This is a genomic window from Mesobacillus thioparans (assembly GCF_965138835.1).
In the GTDB taxonomy this organism is placed as follows: domain Bacteria; phylum Bacillota; class Bacilli; order Bacillales; family Cytobacillaceae; genus Mesobacillus; species Mesobacillus thioparans.
This window is the reverse complement of record NZ_CBCSFH010000012.1, coordinates 81409-101667: the sequence shown is the minus strand read 5'-3', so window position 1 is coordinate 101667 and position 20259 is coordinate 81409. Positions and strand designations below refer to the sequence as shown.

The 20259-nt window shown below is 40.9% G+C and carries 24 protein-coding genes; 19 read left to right on the top strand and 5 right to left on the bottom strand.

The features are described 5' to 3' along the window. Window positions 1–37: 37 nt before the first annotated feature. Window positions 38–1012, bottom strand: a complete 975-nt coding sequence (locus ACNAZ4_RS18110; RefSeq protein WP_415816687.1) for a LacI family DNA-binding transcriptional regulator — start codon at window positions 1010–1012, stop codon at window positions 38–40. An 86-nt stretch (window positions 1013–1098) separates the two neighbouring features. Between ACNAZ4_RS18110 and ACNAZ4_RS18105 the strand changes: the two genes are divergently transcribed. From ACNAZ4_RS18105 to ACNAZ4_RS18070, 8 genes are all read left to right on the top strand, one after another. Continuing rightward, complete coding sequence (locus ACNAZ4_RS18105) at window positions 1099–1224, top strand: hypothetical protein (RefSeq protein WP_415816685.1); 126 nt, start codon at window positions 1099–1101, stop codon at window positions 1222–1224. Further along, entirely contained in the window at window positions 1211–1345 is a 135-nt protein-coding gene (locus ACNAZ4_RS18100) for a hypothetical protein (RefSeq protein ID WP_415816683.1), read from the top strand. Before ACNAZ4_RS18105 ends, ACNAZ4_RS18100 begins: the two co-directional genes overlap by 14 nt. Before the next feature lie 78 nt (window positions 1346–1423). Continuing rightward, window positions 1424–1867, top strand: coding sequence for an aminotransferase yhxA (locus ACNAZ4_RS18095; protein ID WP_415816681.1), 444 nt, complete (start codon window positions 1424–1426; stop codon window positions 1865–1867). 15 nt (window positions 1868–1882) lie between these two features. Beyond that, window positions 1883–2281 carry a DUF350 domain-containing protein gene (locus ACNAZ4_RS18090; RefSeq protein ID WP_415816679.1) on the top strand — a complete coding sequence of 133 codons (399 nt, stop codon included), beginning with the start codon at window positions 1883–1885 and terminating at the stop codon, window positions 2279–2281. Window positions 2282–2296: 15 nt separating this feature from the next. Then, entirely contained in the window at window positions 2297–2761 is a 465-nt protein-coding gene (locus ACNAZ4_RS18085) for an RNA helicase (RefSeq protein ID WP_415816677.1), read from the top strand. Window positions 2762–2771: 10 nt separating this feature from the next. Then, on the top strand, window positions 2772–4004 hold the full coding sequence (locus ACNAZ4_RS18080; protein ID WP_415816675.1) for a glutathionylspermidine synthase family protein: 1233 nt from the start codon (window positions 2772–2774) through the stop codon (window positions 4002–4004). Window positions 4005–4020: 16 nt separating this feature from the next. Continuing rightward, complete coding sequence (locus ACNAZ4_RS18075) at window positions 4021–5049, top strand: ion channel (protein WP_415816673.1); 1029 nt, start codon at window positions 4021–4023, stop codon at window positions 5047–5049. Between the two features lie 139 nt (window positions 5050–5188). Then, a complete protein-coding gene (locus ACNAZ4_RS18070; protein WP_079509214.1) occupies window positions 5189–5389 on the top strand; it encodes a cold-shock protein in 201 nt (66 codons plus the stop codon). Window positions 5390–5472: 83 nt separating this feature from the next. Here ACNAZ4_RS18070 and ACNAZ4_RS18065 read toward each other — a convergent pair whose 3' ends face one another. Continuing rightward, window positions 5473–5994 (bottom strand): MerR family transcriptional regulator, encoded by a 522-nt coding sequence (locus ACNAZ4_RS18065; protein WP_415816671.1) that lies wholly within the window; start codon window positions 5992–5994, stop codon window positions 5473–5475. A 243-nt stretch (window positions 5995–6237) separates the two neighbouring features. Between ACNAZ4_RS18065 and ACNAZ4_RS18060 the strand changes: the two genes are divergently transcribed. The 5 genes from ACNAZ4_RS18060 (at window position 6238) to ACNAZ4_RS18040 (ending at window position 10047) form a co-directional block, all read left to right on the top strand. Continuing rightward, on the top strand, window positions 6238–6837 hold the full coding sequence (locus ACNAZ4_RS18060; protein ID WP_415816669.1) for a YdcF family protein: 600 nt from the start codon (window positions 6238–6240) through the stop codon (window positions 6835–6837). A 29-nt stretch (window positions 6838–6866) separates the two neighbouring features. Further along, window positions 6867–7571 carry a hypothetical protein gene (locus ACNAZ4_RS18055; protein ID WP_415816667.1) on the top strand — a complete coding sequence of 235 codons (705 nt, stop codon included), beginning with the start codon at window positions 6867–6869 and terminating at the stop codon, window positions 7569–7571. A 1-nt stretch (window position 7572) separates the two neighbouring features. Next, complete coding sequence (locus tag ACNAZ4_RS18050; protein WP_415816665.1) at window positions 7573–8322, top strand: hypothetical protein; 750 nt, start codon at window positions 7573–7575, stop codon at window positions 8320–8322. Between the two features lie 181 nt (window positions 8323–8503). Beyond that, window positions 8504–9424, top strand: coding sequence for a DUF1002 domain-containing protein (locus ACNAZ4_RS18045; RefSeq protein ID WP_415816799.1), 921 nt, complete (start codon window positions 8504–8506; stop codon window positions 9422–9424). Between the two features lie 125 nt (window positions 9425–9549). After that, window positions 9550–10047, top strand: a complete 498-nt coding sequence (locus ACNAZ4_RS18040; protein WP_415816663.1) for a GNAT family N-acetyltransferase — start codon at window positions 9550–9552, stop codon at window positions 10045–10047. Between the two features lie 153 nt (window positions 10048–10200). Here ACNAZ4_RS18040 and ACNAZ4_RS18035 read toward each other — a convergent pair whose 3' ends face one another. Then, the gene (locus ACNAZ4_RS18035; protein WP_415816661.1) at window positions 10201–10761 is read right to left on the bottom strand and encodes a GNAT family N-acetyltransferase; all 561 of its coding nucleotides are present in this window, start codon (window positions 10759–10761) and stop codon (window positions 10201–10203) included. Window positions 10762–11202: 441 nt separating this feature from the next. Between ACNAZ4_RS18035 and ACNAZ4_RS18030 the strand changes: the two genes are divergently transcribed. Continuing rightward, on the top strand, window positions 11203–11664 hold the full coding sequence (locus ACNAZ4_RS18030; protein WP_415816797.1) for a GNAT family N-acetyltransferase: 462 nt from the start codon (window positions 11203–11205) through the stop codon (window positions 11662–11664). Between the two features lie 158 nt (window positions 11665–11822). Continuing rightward, complete coding sequence (locus ACNAZ4_RS18025; RefSeq protein WP_415816659.1) at window positions 11823–12332, top strand: hypothetical protein; 510 nt, start codon at window positions 11823–11825, stop codon at window positions 12330–12332. A gap of 312 nt (window positions 12333–12644) precedes the next feature. Here the strand turns inward: ACNAZ4_RS18025 and ACNAZ4_RS18020 are convergent, their stop codons facing one another. After that, window positions 12645–14720 (bottom strand): peptidoglycan D,D-transpeptidase FtsI family protein, encoded by a 2076-nt coding sequence (locus ACNAZ4_RS18020; RefSeq protein ID WP_415816657.1) that lies wholly within the window; start codon window positions 14718–14720, stop codon window positions 12645–12647. A gap of 249 nt (window positions 14721–14969) precedes the next feature. Then, a complete protein-coding gene (locus ACNAZ4_RS18015) occupies window positions 14970–15878 on the bottom strand; it encodes a VanW family protein (RefSeq protein WP_415816655.1) in 909 nt (302 codons plus the stop codon). 488 nt (window positions 15879–16366) lie between these two features. Between ACNAZ4_RS18015 and ACNAZ4_RS18010 the strand changes: the two genes are divergently transcribed. The 4 genes from ACNAZ4_RS18010 (at window position 16367) to ACNAZ4_RS17995 (ending at window position 20241) form a co-directional block, all read left to right on the top strand. Next, a complete protein-coding gene (locus ACNAZ4_RS18010; RefSeq protein ID WP_415816653.1) occupies window positions 16367–16774 on the top strand; it encodes a GntR family transcriptional regulator in 408 nt (135 codons plus the stop codon). Next, the gene (locus tag ACNAZ4_RS18005) at window positions 16749–17648 is read left to right on the top strand and encodes an ABC transporter ATP-binding protein (RefSeq protein WP_415816651.1); all 900 of its coding nucleotides are present in this window, start codon (window positions 16749–16751) and stop codon (window positions 17646–17648) included. Before ACNAZ4_RS18010 ends, ACNAZ4_RS18005 begins: the two co-directional genes overlap by 26 nt. Then, entirely contained in the window at window positions 17623–19575 is a 1953-nt protein-coding gene (locus ACNAZ4_RS18000; protein WP_415816649.1) for a DUF6449 domain-containing protein, read from the top strand. The genes ACNAZ4_RS18005 and ACNAZ4_RS18000 overlap by 26 nt, the downstream gene beginning before the upstream one ends. A 144-nt stretch (window positions 19576–19719) precedes the next feature. Then, entirely contained in the window at window positions 19720–20241 is a 522-nt protein-coding gene (locus ACNAZ4_RS17995) for an RNA polymerase sigma factor (protein ID WP_415816647.1), read from the top strand. The last annotated feature ends 18 nt before the right edge of the window (window positions 20242–20259 follow it).

Here is a 20259-nt window from a genome sequence, read left to right as displayed (position 1 = left end):
GGCAGGTTTTTCTTTTGTCCAAAAAAGATGTCCTCTCTTAAACGGAACCTCTTTCAATTAATTTAAATGGAAGAGTGATCTTTTTCGCAAATTCCTTCTCCGCTGATCGCCTGATCAAGGCTTGCAAGGCGGCAATACCTAATTGTTTAGTGGGTATGTGTATTGTCGTGATATGAAGGATTCCTGAAATTGGATGGTTGTCAAAGCTGAGAATGGCCAAATCTTCAGGGACATCGAGACCATTTATTTTTGCAGCGGTCATCATTCCTGCTGCGACCTGGTCATTACCAACGATGAAAGCAGTCGGCCTATCCTCCATTTTAAAATATTGATCAATCACTTTTTTTCCATCTTCTATCTTTAAGCATTGCCCAATGACCCACTCTGAACGCACATCCCTGCCGATCATCTGCATCTTCTTCTCATATGCATCCTTACGTTTCCGGCTATTTGTCCCCTCGAGTCTTCCAAGGCAAATTGAAATTTTTTCATGACCTTTTGAGATTAAATAGCCGAGTCCGAGATTGAAGGCATCAACATGTTTTATCGATATTGAAGGAAATTCGTTTTGATCAGAGTCTTCACACAACACGATTGGCCCAGCAGCTTTATAGCTCAACAATGTGTCAAATGAAAGTGCGCGTGATGCAAAAATGACTCCATCAATAAGCTGGCCTCTTAATTGTTCCAATGCTTCGAACTCTTTTGCCTCATGATAGCCTGTCTGGAATATAACCAGCTGGATATTATGATGCATCGCTTCTTCGGCAATACCTTCGAGCAGCTCCGAAAAATATGGATGGTTGATGGTTGGCAGCACGACTCCAACCATATTCGTCCTGCCGCGCGACAAGTGGACAGCATTAATATTAGGACTGTAATCCAGCTTCTTCATCGTTTGCAATACTGCTTCCCGTTTCTTCGAGCTTACATATGGATGGTTATTCAGCACCCGGGATACGGTTGAAACAGAGACACCAGCCAGTCGGGCAATTTCTCTTATATTAGCCATTTTAAAAACCTCGCAAAAATATTCTTGACCTGAAACGCGTTCCATAAATTATGGTATAAGCAAATAGAGTTCAAGGAGATGTCGTGATGGTTACAGGAATTGTTACGTTAGCAGGATTATGCCTATTTGAAGTTATTTTAGCAAAAATTGCACTGGGAAAGTCAGAAATAAAGGATTTTAATTTTGAGGAGTTCTTTAATGGGGAATCTTAATTGCAGAAGGGATTTGCGTTTCAGCTTCTATAAGATGACCGATCGCGTCGGAATTGTAGAGGTGAGTGTTGTTCAAAATCCCTTAAAAGCAGCAATCTTCTTCACCGAAATGTTAGAATGAATCAAAGATGTATTTTAATTTTGAAACTTTTTTCTTAGGTTGCCGTAAATATGTGTTGAAACGAAAGAGGTGAAAAATATGAACAAGACCAAGAAGGTCATGGCTGGGATTTCAGCTGCAGCCCTTTTAATGGGGGCGACAGCATGCAATAATCCACAGTCGCTTCCAGACAGAGATTGGGATGATGGCACATCTGGAGGTGCCGATGGACAGGATTGGAGTGCCTCGCAGGATCAGGATATCCCTCCGGAGCCGGAAGGGACGGATTGCAGTGATTGGCAATGGGATGATGAGGATGGGGTATGGGAATGTGACGATAACAGGTCACCATACTTTGGGCATTACTTTTTTGCAGGAATGTTCTTTGCAAATCGATCGATGCTTTATAAGAGCAATGATTATATGAAATATAAGAACAGCTCGTCATTTAAGGGAGCCAGGCTGGACAGCAACTATAAAAACAGGACGCCAAAGGGCAGCTCAGGATTCGGAAGCGGTTCAAGAAGCACGACTGGCGGTTAAGGGAGAGAATGAATAATGAATTTATATGTGAATTTTGCCTCATATTTAGGACTTGGATTGCTTTTGCTGACAGCAGGGGTAGGTTTATTCGTCCTGGCGACTCCTAAAATCAAGGAATTCGAACTGATTGGCAAGAGAAATGTTACTGCTGCTCTTTCGCTTGGCGGGAAAATGCTGGGACTCGCCATTGTCCTTGGGGCTGCAGCGGAATATTCGATATCCCTGCTTGATATGGCAATTTGGGGTTCTATCGGGATCTTCACTCAAATCCTGGTATTTTTTGTCGCAGAGGTTGTAACGATCAGGTACAGCCTGCAAAATGCAATTGAGGAAGACAATCGTTCTGTCGGCGTCATTCTCTTTTCACTTTCCCTCTCTGTTGGCTGGATTGTGGCCAAGAGTCTTTCGTATTAAGGAAGAAAAGCAGCCATGAAAAAACTGACTTATTTTATCCATGATGGAAAAGACGGCTACGAACCCTTATATGAATATATGTCTTCGTCTGTTGGCATCGATGAATTTTATGCCCGACAATTATGCACTTATTTCGTGATCAAAGGAAGTCAATATGAATTAGTTTCCAATGAAATGAATGGGGAAGATGAAATCCTTGTTCTTGAGGATCGGGGAAGGAACAACTCAGTCATTGACGAGAAAAACTATAGGGGTCTGGGCATCCACGTGGAATTCCGGATGCACCTTGAAAGTGAGAATTACAAATTGCTCTCCACTGTTCCTTGCCAAACCCATCTCGATGTCATCCGCTATCTTTTGAAAGATGTCACGGATATCCCGGAAATCGGGCAAATGGAGGTCACTTCAACGGAAATTGATGAAGACCGAGGGGTATATGTTTTATACGTGAAGGACCTGCAAGAACATCACATGGAATAGGAGGCATTCCATGGAAGACCATCGAATCAGAAGAAAGAATTTCTATAGAGAGGTCAGGAATTTCTGGCCTGATTTATACGGGGAAGAGTACGCTTTATATGATATTGCCGCTGTTCCCCAAAAGGAAGCGGATGAAATCAGGCTTTGTACTTCCAGGATTGGGAAAGTGTTTTTCAAAGTCTGTGAACTGCTGAGAAAGGTGGATAAAGATACCTTACGCGAGCTAGGATTTCCAGAGGAAACCTTAGAGTTTATCCAGCTAAAAACTCTTGCTCCAGAGAGTGTCATTGCCAGACTTGATCTCATAAAAACACATGATACATACAAATGCATTGAAATCAATGCTGATACTCCCACTTTCATCAAAGAATTGTTCCACGTGAATGGGCTTGTGGCACAAGATTTTGGCTATTCAGATCCAAATGAATCGAAAGAACAACAGCTAGCCGCAGCTGTAAGGAAAGCCATTCAGGAATCTGCCAAATGGATGGCAGAAGTAGAACCTTACGTGGTTTTCACAGCGCATGAAGACAATATTGAGGACAAGAATACTGTTCTTTATTTACAAGAATTGTACGGATTGCCTTCAGTGTTTATTTCATTGGATAAATTGAGAATCCAGCCAGGAGAGGGCCTTTTTGATGAAGATGGACGCAAAATCGACATTCTGTACAGGCAAACCTTCCCAATCGAGAGCCTGATCCTGGATGAAGACCAGTCAGGGAATAAAATCGGGCTCTGGCTGATGGATTTAATTAAAACAAAGAAACTGGCCGTAATTAACCCTCCATCCGCGTTCTTATTGCAAAACAAAGCAGTTCAGGCGGTAATTTGGGGGATGCATGAAAATAAAGATCCTTTCTTCACCAAAGAAGAGCACCAATGGATTGAACAATACTTTCTGCCGACGTACTTGGAAGCAGACCATTTCCTCGAAAAAGAAATCTCGTTTGTCAAAAAACCGATTTTTGGCAGGGAAGGAGATACCGTCCAGATTTTCGATTGTAACGGTGAATTGGTCCTTGAAGAGCAACAGAAGAATTACGATCAAGTACCATCAATTTTTCAGCAGTATATCAAATTGCCTTTTGCCAAGTACCTTTCGGAAAACGGGACACGAAGCGGTTATATATTGACCGGGAGCTTTCTTATCTATGGGGAGCCATCGGCTTTTGGTTACAGAGCCGGCGGTGAGATCACAAACAACCTATCATACTTTTTACCGGCAGGATTGACCGTTTAGGATAGGAGGTACATATATGTGGATTATACAACGATTATTCACAAGGATGATGAAAATCAGTCTGTGGAAAATCACTTTGATTGTTATGTCGGTGATTCTACTGAGCAGTCTGATCATTAAAACATTGGAACCCGAAACTTTCCCAAGATATCTAGATGCCGTATGGTGGACGATGACGACCGTCGTCACAGTCGGTTACGGTGATTACTCGCCAAGCAGCGACTTGGGAAGGATTTTCACAATGGTACTGCTCTATACAGTTGGTATCGGGGCAATGGGCATTATCATCGGCAAAATTTTTGACAGCCTGGCACTATATAAAAAAATGAAGGAGGAAGGGAAATTGGCATACAAAGGAAAGGCCCATTATATTTTAATTGGTTCATCCAAAGATAAGCTGAATAATGTTGTTGAAGAAATCCTGAACTCCAATAAGAATTGTGATATCGTAATTGTCGACCATAGCAATGAGTCTCCTGTGAAGCATGACCGGGTGCATTTTGTCAGTGGCAACCCTGCTGAGGAAGAGGTGCTGGTCCAGGCGAATATCCTGGAGTCAAAGTCAGTGGCAGTATTTACAGATGACCGAATCGAGCTGCCGGAATATGCCGATGGAAAAACATTGCTTATTGCTTCAAGAGTGGAGCATATATCAAAACAGTATGGAAAAAATATTTACACAATTGCCGAGATCATGAAGGAAAAGCATATTGCACTGTTTGAACATGCAAATATTGATGAGTTCATTTTATCGAATGAATCTGTTTCCAAACTGATGGCTCAGGCGGCAATCTTTCCTGGGTCGAGCAAGCTTTTCAAACAATTGCTCAGCAACATGGAAGGTGAAAATCTGTATGAGGTCAAAAAGAAACCGCATTGGGATACATACAAGCAGGCTGCGATGGAGCTATTCGATTTAGGAGCGACACTTATCTCAGATGGCCATGCGCTCGATATTGCCAGAAAGCATAATGAACCTATTCCAGATGGAGCAAAGATGTTTGTCATCTGTGATGAAGAAACTTTTAAGAAAATCAGCAGCTGAAAATGAATAGAAATCCGTTGTTAGTTTATTGTCCTTCCTCAAAAAAAATTTGATTTTATAGTTTAAAATAAACATAAATGGATATAATAATCACGCAAGGTTAAATTGCAATTTTTTTAATCGCTAGGAGGCAACAATAGTGGAACGTGGTAAGGTAAAATGGTTTAACAGTGAAAAAGGCTTTGGATTCATTGAGCGTGAAGGTGGAGAAGATGTGTTCGTACACTTCTCAGCAATCCAGGGTGAAGGTTACAAATCTTTAGATGAAGGACAAGAAGTATCGTTTGATGTTGAACAGGGCCAGCGTGGTCCGCAGGCAACAAACGTACAGAAGCTCTAACTAAGGATATCCAGAACAGACTCAATTATTTGGGTCTGTTTTTTTTGTATTCAAAAAAAAAACACATTCTTGGTGTGCGGGGCTTAAAATCCAAAAAATGAACTAATGAAGTTTTTCTTTTTAAATTTCCTTAGAGTAGAAATTGGCGTCGGTAATTCTGTCTGTTCCTCTGCTGTTTTCATTTCCCTTTCAGAGGCAGCTTCCTGCATGCTGGCGATAAAATTCTTGAGACCGGCTATCTCACTCTGAAGCTCATCTATTTCCCTTCTGTGCTGGAGAAGTTGATAGGCAACCACCTCATCGGCTTTTCTCTCAAGCTTGTGTTCAAATTCATCCATCCGCTTCACCAGCGTCCCCAGACCAGCCTCACTTGTACCGCTCTTAATGGTCGCTCTCCTTTGCTGTCTCCCTTTGATTTTCAAATCCTGAAGCAGGACACCGCTATTGAGCTGTTCTTTGATATCCTTCAAGATTTCGATGCTCTCATCTGAAAATTGATAATGCCCCAACTCGGTTCGTTCCATTTGAAGGTTTGCCTGTTTCACCCATCGCTGGATCGTACTTGGTGACACTCCAAGCAACTTTGCTACCGCACTTGTGTTCATATCCATCCCTCCCATGAAAAAATTTCGCCGTTACAATAGACGATTCCTTTATGCCTGACAAAACTAGTTGTCTTTCGTCAAAGATAGTGAAGAAGCAACAGAATCTGATGTGGAGTTTAAAATAATGTACAGTTGGCAATTGAATTACAGACAAATTTTCAGGATTATTTTTACAGAATTTCGAACAATCGAATTAATAGGATGGTAATATGGAAGTAATCAATCGAAAGACAGGTAAATGATATGAGGATAAATAAACTTAAAGATCATAAGGTTCTTAAAAGATGGGTCACTTCTGGTGTGATTATTTCGCTTTTATACGGTGGGTTCCTCCATTACCAGATCATTAGCCATGCCGATGGAGAAGTACCGCAAGAGGCAGACTACCTGATCATTCTGGGGGCGCGGGTAAAAGGGACAACGCCATCACTGGCACTTCAATTCAGGATTGACTGTGCGGCAGACTATTTAAAAGCAAATCCGGGCACAATCGCCATAGCCTCCGGAGGCAAAGGTCCTGGTGAGGATATTTCTGAAGCAGAAGCGATTAAACGAGAGTTGCTTGAATACGGGATTGAAGAATCAAGGATACTCCTAGAGGATCAATCGACAGATACATATGAAAACATTGGGTTCTCGAAAAAACTGATACCGAACGGCGCGGAATCAGGACTGATTGTAACGAACGATTTCCATATTTACCGCGCTGGCATGATCGCTGAAAAAGAGGGGCTGGCCTTGAAAGGACTGCCGGCTGAGACCCCCGTGCAAGCAGTATTCAAGTCATATGTAAGAGAATACCTGGCCTTGACTAAATATTTCCTGGTCAGAGCTTTCAGATGAAATGATGCAATGGGATTAGAGGTGTATTTATGAACGTCACTATTTTTGTTATGAATATTGTCTCCTGGGTACTGATTTTATTTACAGCGGTCTGGATATATCGGAAACAGGAAATCAAACCGCAGATATGGAAAGCGGCAGCCGTTATTTTAATAGGATTATTCTCGTTTTCTATTAATTTGCCATATTTCGATCAGCAGTTAAAAGTTGCTGTCCTTCCGCTTGGGCTCTGGATCTTGTATGCTCTTTATCATAAAAGAAACGGGGGAACTGACTGGGCAAGATACCGGAAATATGCTTGGTTAGGATTCCTGGCTAATTATTTGTTCCTTGTAGCAGCGTTATTGAGTCCTCTGGTTCAATCCAGCATTTATCCTGATGGTAAGCTGTCTACATACCTTTCGGATACAAGTGAAGCTTATATCTTTAAAACTCATCCTTCAGGAGCCAATAAAGTGCTGGACACAGAGGTGCTTCGATCTGAAATCCCAAATATGGAAAGACAGCAAATCTCAATTGATACCTGGTACTATGAATCAATTGAGAACGTTGAACATCCAGCACAGGCTCCCGAGAAATTCCCCTATCAAATGTCCGGTGTAAAACCGATAATGGGAAGCGGGATTCACCCGGTGATCTATGTGGAAAAGGATGGAAGAGGGATCTTGATTTCAACAGCACAGGAACAATTTTATTTTCGCTCGCAAAAACCCTTTTTAAAGGAGGGAGAGTAGGATGGTAAATAAAAAAAGAAGACTGCTCCTTGGAGGTGCGGCCACGACCCTCATATTGATCTTTGCTGGCTACTGGTTCTACTTTGCTCCCCCTGGCGAATTTCCGGGCAAACAACAGGCCATTAAAGAAATGATGAAGGATTTTCCCAACGCAGACATAGAGTTGGTCCAAGATATCATTTTCATTGATTCAGAACATGTATTGGCCCCTTTTGTAACTAAAGATGATGGGTACGGACTGAGTTTTTGGGAGTGGAGAAAACATAATTGGGAATTTGTCCGTATTGACACAGGTGCGACACCTCAACTATGGAAAACAAATCCTAAAGAACCGGGGAGTTACTATATTATCTGGAATTTCCATCCAGATAATCGACTTGATTCCTTGAACTTTTACTTGAAGAAAGATGGTAACTTCAGTATTTCTGATGGCAAGCACCGTTATTTTCCAAAGGTGCAAATGGAATTGAAAGTAGATATAGACGAGAAGTCTAGTTACGGTTTTACTAAACTTCCCGATGAATGGATAGAATTCATCCTAACAGAAAATCAGTTAATCAAATCCAGTATGCCGAATTCGATTTTTTCGGACTTTTTCCCGCCTGATCAGTACTACATAGGGTGGCGCTCCATGAATAAGGATGGAAGTGATGAGTATCCTGCTTTTCCTCAAAACTCAGATGGTTTTGGGAGCGGAGACAACCAAATTGAACCTCTCATGTACATGGATAAAATGGAAATTTACAAATGATACTCTATAATCCAAAACGAAGCGTCATCGTTATGAAAGAGCTGAAAATAAACTAGCGTGAAACTTTTATAACATAATTTTCGTACATATATATGTACAAAACAGGCAAGTGGCCGGAAAGGTAGAATCTGAAGGCAAACTAGTTTGTTATTTACTAATTGTGTAAAAGGAGAAACATATGATGAAATCGAAACATTTTTTTAAAGTCGCAGCATTATTCAGTCTGCTCATTTTTGCTCTTGGGATGATCGCTGTTCCAGCACTTGCTTCCAGTGATGATGATGAGGATGCAATAAATGAAAAATATGGTCTTCCGATTGTTGTATACGGTGAAGCTCTGTCTGAAAAACAAAAGGCAGAAGTCAGGGAGCTGCTCGGCATAAAGGATCCCTCAAAAGTTAAGGAAATCATTGTAACAGGGAAAGACCTGGTAAACTATATTGACGGTGATGAACATTCAAACATGTACTCATCTGCGAAGATCACCAGGAAAGATGCTGGAGAAGGACTCGTGATCAACCAGGTTACTCCGGAAAATATCACAGAAGTAACCGATGAAATGTATGCCAACGCCCTGCTGACTGCAGGAATAGAAGATGCAGTCGTGGACGTAGTTTCCCCGGTAAAGGTTACTGGACACTCAGCACTCGTTGGAATTTACAAGGCATATGATGAAGGTGATGGAACCTCACTCAATAAGGACCGCACAGAAGTAGCGAATCAGGAATTGAACCTGGCAACTAAGCTGGCTAAAAAAGAAGGCCTTGACCAGGATAAAGTCAGTGAACTCCTGACTGAAATCAAGAAGGAAATAGCGGATCAAAATCCAGCAACAAAAGAAGATATTGAAAAAATCATTGATGAAAAATTAAAGACCCTTGAGATCCAGCTCAGCCCTGAAGACAGGCAGCTGCTGATCGATCTGTTCAATAAGATGCGGGACTTGAACATAAACTTTGACAATGTAAAAACCCAATTAGAAACACTTTCAGGTGATATCCAGAAAAGAATCGAGGAAGCAGTGGGCGATAAAGGGTTTCTGGAATCGGTCTCCAATTTCTTCAAGGAACTAATCGAAAGCATCAAAAGCATATTTTCATAAACAGAGGAATTTTCCTCTGTTTTCTTTTATTAATGCTGTTTTCGTAAGCCTTGTTGCTTTCACAACAATAGTAACAATCAATACGAAACCAGCCTTTTTTAAAACTATTATATAGAGGTGTTTGTATGGAAATCAGACAAGCTGAGGAACGTGACGCAGATAAGTTTGCAAGACTAATGCAAGAAGTGGAAAATTCATCTGATTTTATGCTTTTTGGGCCAGGTGAAAGGAAGTTCAACCCGGATGCCCAAAAGAAAATGATTCATGTACTTACATCAGAGCCCAACTCAAATATCTTCCTGGCTGAGACTGATGGTGAATTAACCGGATATTTAATTGCAAAAGGCGGAAGTGCGCCAAGAACAAAGCATTCAGCTTATCTGGTAATCGGAATAAAAGATCTTTACCGAGGAAAAGGGGTAGGGTCAAGTCTATTCACTGAATTACTGGAGTGGGCGAGCATCATAGGGCTGCGCAGACTGGAACTAACCGTACTCACGAAGAATCAGGGAGCAGTCGCCTTATACAAGAAAATGGGATTTGAAATTGAAGGAACGAAGAAGGATTCAATGTTCATGGAAGGTCAATTTTATGATGAGTATTATATGTCGAGAATCCTATAGCTTGTGAAATTCTTTCAGTTTAACACTTGCTTGATCATTGGTGACCACCTTTATGGAAAATCGCAAATTTTGGTCACCAATAAGCGTCATTGGTGACCATTTTAAATGAGATTCCCAAAATAAGGTCACTACTATAAAACGAATATGTGATGATCACTGAAGCCTGGCTTCCCACTCTTCACGCAATAACCCCATCTTGATTGAATCGTAGAATTTTCCGTTATATAGCCTGCATTTTCTGATTCTTGCTTCCTCGACCATTCCAAGTTTTTTTCCGACAGTCAGCATCCTGGCGTTTCCAGACCAGGTTGTGAAGCCAATACGGGGAATGGGGAAGGTATCGAATAGATGCTGGATCCAGACTTCTAGAGCATCAGTACCGTATCCTCCATTCCAGAATTCAGGGAGATAGATGACGATCCCGAATTCAAGCCACTGAGAGGATTCATGTTCCCAATAATAAGTGACCATGCCAATGATTTCATCATCGACTTTTATTAGATATTTACGATCATAGCCCTGTTGTATCAGGTTGCTCATCTGTTCCCTGAATTTTTCATATTCAATATGCCTTAACGGATAATAAGGAGCATCCCATTTTTTCCACTCCGGGTGTTCATCGTTATGGATAAGACTCCACCAGTTTTCTATATCTTCTTTTTTCACCTTGCATAGGACGACCTGTTTTCCTGGCAAAATATCTGGGGTTTGCATGAATCCGTACCTCCTTCATTGAAATGAGGCTAGCAGTTTATGCTTTAGTATTTCTCTTTTATTCTATTATTTCCTGCGACAGCTTAAAAATACAATAAAAGTTTCAAAATTGACACAGAAAAAAGAGACGCTGTTGCAGCGTCTCTTAGTTAATAGCTTCGTCATCTATAAATGCATTTTCATCATTAACTGCAAAGAAATTTAATCCAGCGGCGATTGCGAAAGCTCCACCAAGTAATACAAATGTAGTAATCATTATGTAATCGCTCCTGTCATTGTTTTATTACTTATAATATTCCCAGATATAAAACTATTAAACCTCATATTACAAAAGAATGACAAAATAACAAAAATTTTTTCTGAATGGAGGAATTCCTTCTTACATCCTGAATTAATAAGTTTGTTGAAGAAACTTATTAAGGGGGAGTAGAGTTGGAACTCATGAGCAAAAAGATGACTAGGGACTTTGCTGTGACAATCCTGAACTGGAAATATGACTCACCATATGACTTGTATAATAATGAGGTCTGTGATGAATCAATCAATGAACTCATGTATGGAGGTTACCGGGCTGTCGTGGATCGAGAAGATGCATTAATCGGTTTTTATTGCACAGGTCCTTCTGCGCAAGTTCCGGCAGGTAGAGGAGCCGGAATGTATCCAGGACAGGCAATCGATATAGGGTTAGGCATGAAACCTGAAATCACAGGAAATGGCTATGGGTATACATTCTTTACTTTTGTGCTGAAGGAATTGGAAGGCAGGGAGCAAATCCATATGTTTAGGCTGACAGTAGCAGCCTTTAACAAAAGAGCTATTAAATTATATGAAAAGATGGGGTTCAGCATAGAAAGGCGGTTTAGTTCAGAAACCAATGAATTTATTACCATGGTAAAGCGCTGAAAAGTTAATACATAGTTGCTTTATAGAAAGTAGGGACTTTTTTATAAAACGGTGATAAAAAATTTGATTTATTTTAAATAATCCCTTTATAATGAAAAAGCTGTGTGTGGAATTTGGTTTTCACAACAAGCATATATAGATTAAAGGGGAGTATAAGAATGAAAAAGATTTGGATTTTACTTACTGCAATTACTTTTGCACTTGGGTTGACTGCGTGTTCGGCGGACGATAAAGCAGAACCTGAAAAAACTGAAAAAGCTGAAACAGAAAAAGCTGAGCAGCCTGCGGTAAACCCTAAGAGCGCCATGTACAAATTCTACATGAGCATTGTAAATACAATCAATGAGGCAGATGCTGACTTGAATGCATACGAAGGAGCAGAGGAACCGACACCTGAAGATAAGACGGCGGCAAGTGAATCTGCAGCAGCAGTTGCAAGTAAAGTTGAAGGCCTTGAAGTCCCAGCAGAATTGAAGGATCAAAAAGCAGACCTTGACGCTGCTCTTAAAGATCTTGCAGAATCATATAATATGAAAGCAGAAGAACTGAAGAAGGATGCACCTGCTTTTGAAGCAGCCGATGAGAAATTCACACAAGCTGAAGAAAAGATTGGTGCAGCATTTGAAAGTGTTGACATGAAAAAACCTTCTCTGGCAAAAGAATTGTAAAAACATAAGAAAAGCTGTGCCAGCCGGCACAGCTTTTCTTATTGTTAGGAAATTATAAAATTATTTTTGTGTGGGTAACAACATATGGGAGTCTTAATCCAGCTCCAGCGCATAGCCAGTTTTCTCCCCTGAATAAACTTCCTCGAGTATCTTGCGATAAGCGTTAGCTTTGAGCAGCTCGAGACGCTTGGCTAGCTGCGGCTCCTAACTCCTCGAGACGTTTCGGTCCTGCCAATGAAGTCAAAGAACGACTTCTCTGTCAGGCCCTCCAGCGCTTGTCGGGGCTGAACAAGGCGCTTGCGCTTTTTATTCTTATTCATCTTTCGGCTGGTCTGATGGGTTTTTCATGTTGAAATAAGCATCCATTACCGCACGGCCGATTTTTTTATTCGCTCCGTGGTCCACACTTCCCTGGTATGCCCACGGAACGATGACCGCCATCGCGATTTCAGGATTATCTGAAGGCGCATAGCCAACGAGGCTAATATTCATTGTTTCAATCAGGGGGTCACCTTTTACTCTGTACTGGCCATCATAAAATGCTTCTGCTGTACCGGTTTTTCCCGCCGGGGAATAGGTGGCGTTGCCAAAATATCCGTAAGCAGTACCGCCTGGTTCCTGCATGACTTTTTTAAAGCCCGTGTGGACGCGTGCAAGCCATTGATCCTCCATGCCAATATCATTGAGAACTTTTGGCGAGAAGGCTTTATAGACGGGCCCAATCGGATCGCCATTCATGGCTGGTTCACGGATTTCCTGTACTATCCTTGGCTGCATCCGATGACCGCCATTGGCAATCGTAGAGATATACTGAGCTAACTGCATATTTGAATAGGTATCATACTGACCAATTACCAAATCGAGCACCTTACCGACTGGAGAGTTTGCTCCTTTGGCACCGGTTTGTTCACTTGGCAAGTCAATACCTGTCCTGATCCCCAAACCGAAGGATGCAAATGAATTACGAATAGTATCCCAAACCTGAGGATCTAGATTCAATGGCTTTTGATAGCGGTAAACCCCTTTTCCAATCCGGATGGCAGTATGGAACATATATACATTGGAGGACCTTTTCAAAGCATCGATATCATTCAGGACTCCTAAATAACTGTAGGATTTCTTAATCGGTGTACCTTGAATATCAAGTGCGCGATCATCGAACCTGGTCGTAGAATTGATAGCACCAGCTTTATAACCAGTCAGAATGGTCGCCCCTTTGACGACAGACCCTACGTTGTATGTGTTGAGAATGTTACCCAGGGCATCATCTTGCATGGATAATTCTTTCGTTTTTTTGTCTTTTACGAGCTTTTTACCGGCCATGGTCAATACTTCACCAGTATTGGGGTTCATTAGAACGACATATGCACTGTCCAGCAGTCCGGTTCCTGGAGACCTTTTGGCAGCCCATAATTCCTTTTCAATGATTTCTTCAACAGCGACCTGCAGGTCCATGTCGATACTGAGAATTAAGTCTTTACCCCGCTGGCCTTCGTTTATTAGTTCCTTCTCTAGCAACCCGCCTGATTTATCGGTAATATTCATGATCCTTTCTTTTTTTCCTTGAAGGACATCTTCATATTGTTGCTCGAGATAGCTTTTACCGACCCTGTCATTTCGGGTATAACCACGTGAAATGTAATAATCGATCCTGTCTGCCGGAAGCCCTTCATTGCTTGTTGTGACCTTCCCTAAGACAGGTTTGAAAGTTTCATCATATTTATACTCCCGGTCCCAGTCTGTCGTGGCGTTGACCCCGGGAAGGAGAGCCAGGTTTTCGTTCACTACGGCAAATTCTTTTTGTGAGACATCATTGTTTTTAATGATTTGCGGAACGAACTTATAACCGCTGTTCATGATCCTGAAAATGGCCAGCTCTTCAATTTCCTGTTTAGTCAGCTGCTTAAGATGCTTTTCTGTAATCCTCTCAATCTGAAGTTTATATAAATCCTTATCTTTCAGCTTTTTATTTCTGAACAGCTCCATTTCTTTTTCAGTAATCAGGTCTTCTGCTTCCTCGGGGTGTTTGATGATCCAGAAGTCCTTCATATCTCTTTCCCGGACTTTATCTGTATCTTTTTCGATGATAACAGCCAGCTTTGCTGCTACATCGAGCATTTCCTGCTGGGAAGCACCCTCATTTGTATATGTAATTGCTTTCAAAGGTTTATTGTCCACAATGAGTTGCAAATTTCTGTCCAGCACTCTTCCCCGTGGAACCGGGTTGTTGACTGTAACATCTTCTTTCCGGTTGATTTCCCGTTTATAATCCTCACCGTGAACGATCTGAACGATTCCGAGACGCAGCACCAGCAATGAAAAAAGGATGAAAACAGAAAAAAATAAAATATTGACTCGAATGGGTGTTGAATTCTTTTTTTTCGGCAAATATCTCACATCCTATGACATTATATTTCTATAAAATTAGTTCCTTGAATATGGCAGCTCTATAAACAGAATTTGTCTGTATTACCTCAAAGCTTCCGAGGATGGGTAAGGAGAAAGGACCGGTACCTACTAAGAAAGAGCTATATTAAAACCATCTATTACCAATAGTTTACGGAATTATTAACTCTAATGTAAAGGTTTTCCTGTAAAATAAAAGGAATCCTCATTAATTTAGGACCCCTTTAGCATTTATATTGGTTCTTCAGGAATGAACGTGTTGCTGTCTGTACTGGGTACTTTGTGTTTTTCTGCATTGATCTCTTCGGATGAGTATATCAAGACGACCATTTTTCCAGGATAGGTTTTTGCCCTGATCAAAATCGGCTGGTTATGTTTGTTTTTAAACGTAAAGTCCGGTCCATACCAACTGACAGTCGCGTCTCTCCCAGGAGGGACATAGGGCACCTGCTTGCTGTGAGAGTATCGTTCGAGAATTTTTAAACCTGAGCGATCTGCTGCATTGAAAAGAGTAGAAGATACCTGGCAGATCCCTCCGCCGATTCCTTCCGATAATTCTCCTCGCACGATGATTGGAGCCGGCTGATAACCTCGTGACGCAGTTCTTTTTCCGACAACTTTATTAAAGGAGAAGATTTCACCTGGAAAAACAACATGGTTATTGATTGCTTCTGCAGCAAGAGAGATATTATGGGTTCTTTCTTTATTGGCACTATTGAAATAGGTTATGTAATGGCCAATCAGTTTTGTCCGGATATTGGAGATTATTTCACTGTCAACTTTGGGATACACCGGAAGCGACGGCACATAGAATCGTGAATGGCCGGAATCAAAAAAGCTCTCGGTGAATTTTTCATTGAATTTTTTTCCGTCAAGAATGTATCCAACATCCTCCGGTATGATATTCCCGTGATCATCCAGTCCTGCATTCTTTGGTTCCTTTTTGATTTGGATGGAAAGCTGCTTATTCAACGTGTCAAGCATCATATGGTTAAGGATCGGGTAACCAAACCAGGGGATTGAAAAATCCGAACGATGGACTTCCGCAACCGCCTCATCTTCCCATATCATTGATATATCATCCTGACTGTCTGAGATACCGCTAGATAATATAAGTCCCAATGCCAGCAACCATTTCATTTAATTTCACCTCCCATAATATTATGGATAAACACATCAGGTTTCATGTATTTTGGGATTGATGGTGTTTAATGGAAGGGAGGAGTTAAGGTATTTTGTTGAAATAAAATGTAACCTTGCTATGTTTTGGCGTATCATTGTGGATGTATAGAATGTCCAGGAAAAATAGGTTAAAAAGTGTTTTGCTTATAAAGGAACACATAGATGATGATGGATTTAATAAATTTAATTTCATCGCTCTAGTTTATACTAGGGCGTTTATTTGTATTTTCAAAAGATAATCCAAAATCATCCAAAAAAGTATTGAATTTAATGTTAATAATTGTGTAAAATTACACTAATGAAGAAAATCATTCTGTAGTGTTTTAAATTCTTAATTTTTCTTAAGAATTTATTAAGAATATTCCCCCTATCTTTTTGGAAGAGGTTGGCATATAATTTAACTGTATTAATAATAATAGTACACTTAGTACAGATAGGGGGTCATTATGTTTGAGCTTGATCTTAGGAGCCGAAAACCGATTTACGAACAACTGGTTGATAAGATGAAAGAGCTGATCATCCATGAAGTGCTCAAACCTGATGAACAATTGCCTTCCGTACGACAGATGGCACAGCAGTTGACAATAAATCCAAATACAATTCAGAAGGCATACAGAGAACTTGAAACACAGGGGTTCATTTATTCGTTAAAAGGCAAAGGTAGTTTTGTCAATCCGATGGACACCGGAAAAGATATCGAAAAAATCCTGCAGGTGAGGCAGGATTTGGAAAAACTTCTGCAAGAGGCACTATACCTTGGTGTTTCTGCAGAAGAGCTCCATGAAATGGTTGACACCATGGAGGCAGTGAAAGGGGGAAGCGGGCAGGATGATTCAAATGATCAAAATAAATAAATCATTTGAGAAACAAGAAGCCGTAAAAGACGTCAATATGACGATAAATAAAGGCTCAATTTATGGGCTAATCGGTTCGAATGGGGCAGGAAAGACTACCATCATAAAATTGCTTGCTGGCATATACAGGCAGGATTCAGGAGAAGTGAAGCTTGAAGGAAGTGCCATTTATGAAAACCAGGCTTTAAAGCAAAAACTTTATTACATATCAGATCAGCCTTACTTTTTTCCTCAATACACCGTCAGGCAAATGGCTAATTTTTATAAAAGCATCTATCCAACATGGAATGAAGAAAGATTTGTAAAATTAGCGGAAGTCTTTGATTTCAGCATGAAGAAGAAATTGCAAACTTTTTCTAAAGGAATACAAAGGCAGGCAGCTTTCTGGCTTGCGTTATCCACGATGCCAGAAGTCCTGATTCTTGATGAACCAATGGATGGGCTGGACCCGGTGGCAAGGAAAAAAGTTAAAAACCTACTGATTCAGGATGTGGCGGATCGTGAAATGACCATTTTGATTTCTTCTCATAATTTGCGGGAAATCGAGGACATCTGTGACCATATCGGAATTTTGCATCAAGGCTCACTTCTTTTGGAAAAAGACCTTGATGACCTTAAGTCTGATATTCATAAAGTACAGGTTGCCTATAAAGGGACAGCGCCAGGATATCTAGAACAACGCCTTACAATGCTCCATTGCGAAAAAAGAGGAAGCGTAATGGTATGTATTATCCGGGGGAAAGAGGACGAAATCGTAAAGGTCTTCCATCAAACCCAACCTGTAATTTTCGATCTTCTGCCATTGACTTTAGAAGAAATTTTCATATATGAGATGGGAGATATCGGCTATGCCATCAAAAATATCGTTGTGTAACAAGGAAATGATCCTCCAGGTTGGAAGGAACATTGGCTGGATTTCAGTCATCTATTTTCTTGCATTATTTTTCGCCATTCCATTGCGGATCATGATGCTTTACTCAGGTGATGACTACCGTTATTTTATGCCTGCAGAAGGATTATTTGACTTCGAGTTCGCGATACAGTTAATCATGATCATCACAGTACCTGTGGTGATGGCAATCTTTCTGTACCGTTTCCTGCATGTTAAGCAGGCAGCTGATCTGATGCACAGTCTGCCTTTAAGACGTGAACAATTATTCCATTTCTATACACTGACGGGGTTTGTATTCCTGGTAATCCCCGTAATCTTGATTGCTTTGATTACGGTCATGATTCACAGTGCATTGGACTTGAATTTATATTTTCAGCTTGAGGACATTTTCAGCTGGACAGGAATCGTCATTTTGTATAATGCTGTTTTTTTCCTTTCCGGAGTATTGATGGCAATGGTTACTGGGATTTCGGTGGTTCAGGGAGTTTTGACATTCATCATGCTATTGTTTCCGGCAGGTTTTACCCTGCTGATCATCTATAATCTCGGGCTTATGCTATATGGGTTCCCTAGTGATTATTTTCAAATCCGGAATATCGAATATCTATCACCTATTTCGCATCTCGCCCTGCTTGAGAGTAATTCGATAACCGCAAAAGCAGTACTCATCTATTTGTTCATTGTGGCAGCAGCATATATCCTGTCACTATTAATCTATAAGAAGAGGAATGTGGAATCAGCTTCCGAAGCCATTGCTTTTAAAGGGTTAAAAAAGGTCTTTAAGTTTGGAGTTGCATTTTGCATGACGCTCCTTGGCGGCATGTATTTTGATGCAATGCAGAATGAATTTGCCTGGCTGTTATTCGGTTATGCAGCAGGGGGTATAATCGGTTATTTCTCAGCAGAAATGGTCCTTCAGAAAACGTGGAGGGTATTTCGCAGTGGAAAGGGACTTGTTTCCTATGCTGTTGTACTGGCACTCTTGATTATGATCACACAGGCATTCACACCATATGAAAAAAAGGTACCTGCACTTGATGAAATCAAAAGTGTAACGTACGCGAACCAAATTTATTCGGATCCAAATGACCCTTACGCACCAAAACCACTATTCCAGAGAGAAAACATCGACGCTGTAAGAGAGTTTCATAGGAGAATCATTCAAAATGAAAAAACAAATGAACAGACAATGAAATCTCAAGAGAATGCACTTATTATCTATCAATTAAAAAACGGCGACAGACTGGTCCGCCAATATAAAATTGACCCGAATGATTATGAACCACAACTAAAGGAAATCCATGAATCACTGGAGTATAAGCATGCGCATCTTCCAGTATTCAACCTAAAAACTGAAGATATAACTTCCATCAGGATTAACAAGAGAATGACAGACGTCCCGTTGACCATTTCCGACAAAGAGAAAATCAAACAGGCCATGTCGATCCTGAGGAAAGAACTTGAGCAGGAACCATATACCCTGGACTATCCGGTCGGGAATATGTCATCGATTGAAATCCTGTCCAGCATCAATCAATATGAAAACTTGGAACTTAAACAGTCTTACTCAAGCTTCATCAATTGGCTGGAGGAAAACGGCATGCTTGAGGAAGCCATGGTGACTCCCGAGGATTTGGAGTACATTGTCGTGACAAATGAATCCATAAAAGCAGATGAATTCAAAGAATATCAAGACGAAGAATTTATGAATCGAATTTTGAAGGGTAAAAACACGCTTAAAATAACAGATGATGACAAGATGGGTGCCGCAATCCAGAAAGCGGGTTATGACTGGTACAATGAGGAACCTTATACCGCTGTTTTTGTCTACAAGACAGGAAACCTAAAGGAAATCAGGACATTCAGCGATAGAGATGTTCCAGCATACATTGAGCAGTACTTTAAATAGAGACTCAGCGCAGCCACGAGGAAAGCGATGCGCCTGGAACGAAAATCAACAGCCTTGTTTATCAGGGGCTAAATAAAAGACAAATAGAGAAAGGAAACGTTGGAGTTGAATGAGATTTCAACTCCAGGGCAAGGGGGGATCGATATGGCTTATATTGATTTTGACGAACTCTATAGGATACATGGCAAAAAACTTCATCAAATCGCTTACAGGATAACAAAAGATCGACATTTAGCAGAAGACGTGGTCCAGGAAACATTTATAAAGGCATATAAAAAAGCAGATACCATTGTTGATGAGCATAAGATCGGTTCCTGGCTGTCGGCAATAGCAGCCAGGACAGCAATTGATTATTTGAGAGCAGAGAAGAGGAGAAGGTGGCTTCCTTCCGACCAAAGTATCATGGAGCAGATTTTTAGCGATTGTGACGTTGAACAATCGCTTGAGAAAGAAGTGGAGATCCTTCTTTTCAAGGAACAAATCCAGCATCTTTTATATCTTCTGACACAGGAATATCAACAGGTTCTTGTCCTTAAACTCCAATACGGCTTAAAGGAGAATGAGATCGCCAGTAAACTGAATATTAAATCAGGAACAGTAAAAACGCGGCTGCATAGAGCCAGGAAACAATTGAAAAAAGTCATGTCAGAGAAATACCCTGCCTGATAAGGATCTAGGCGATGA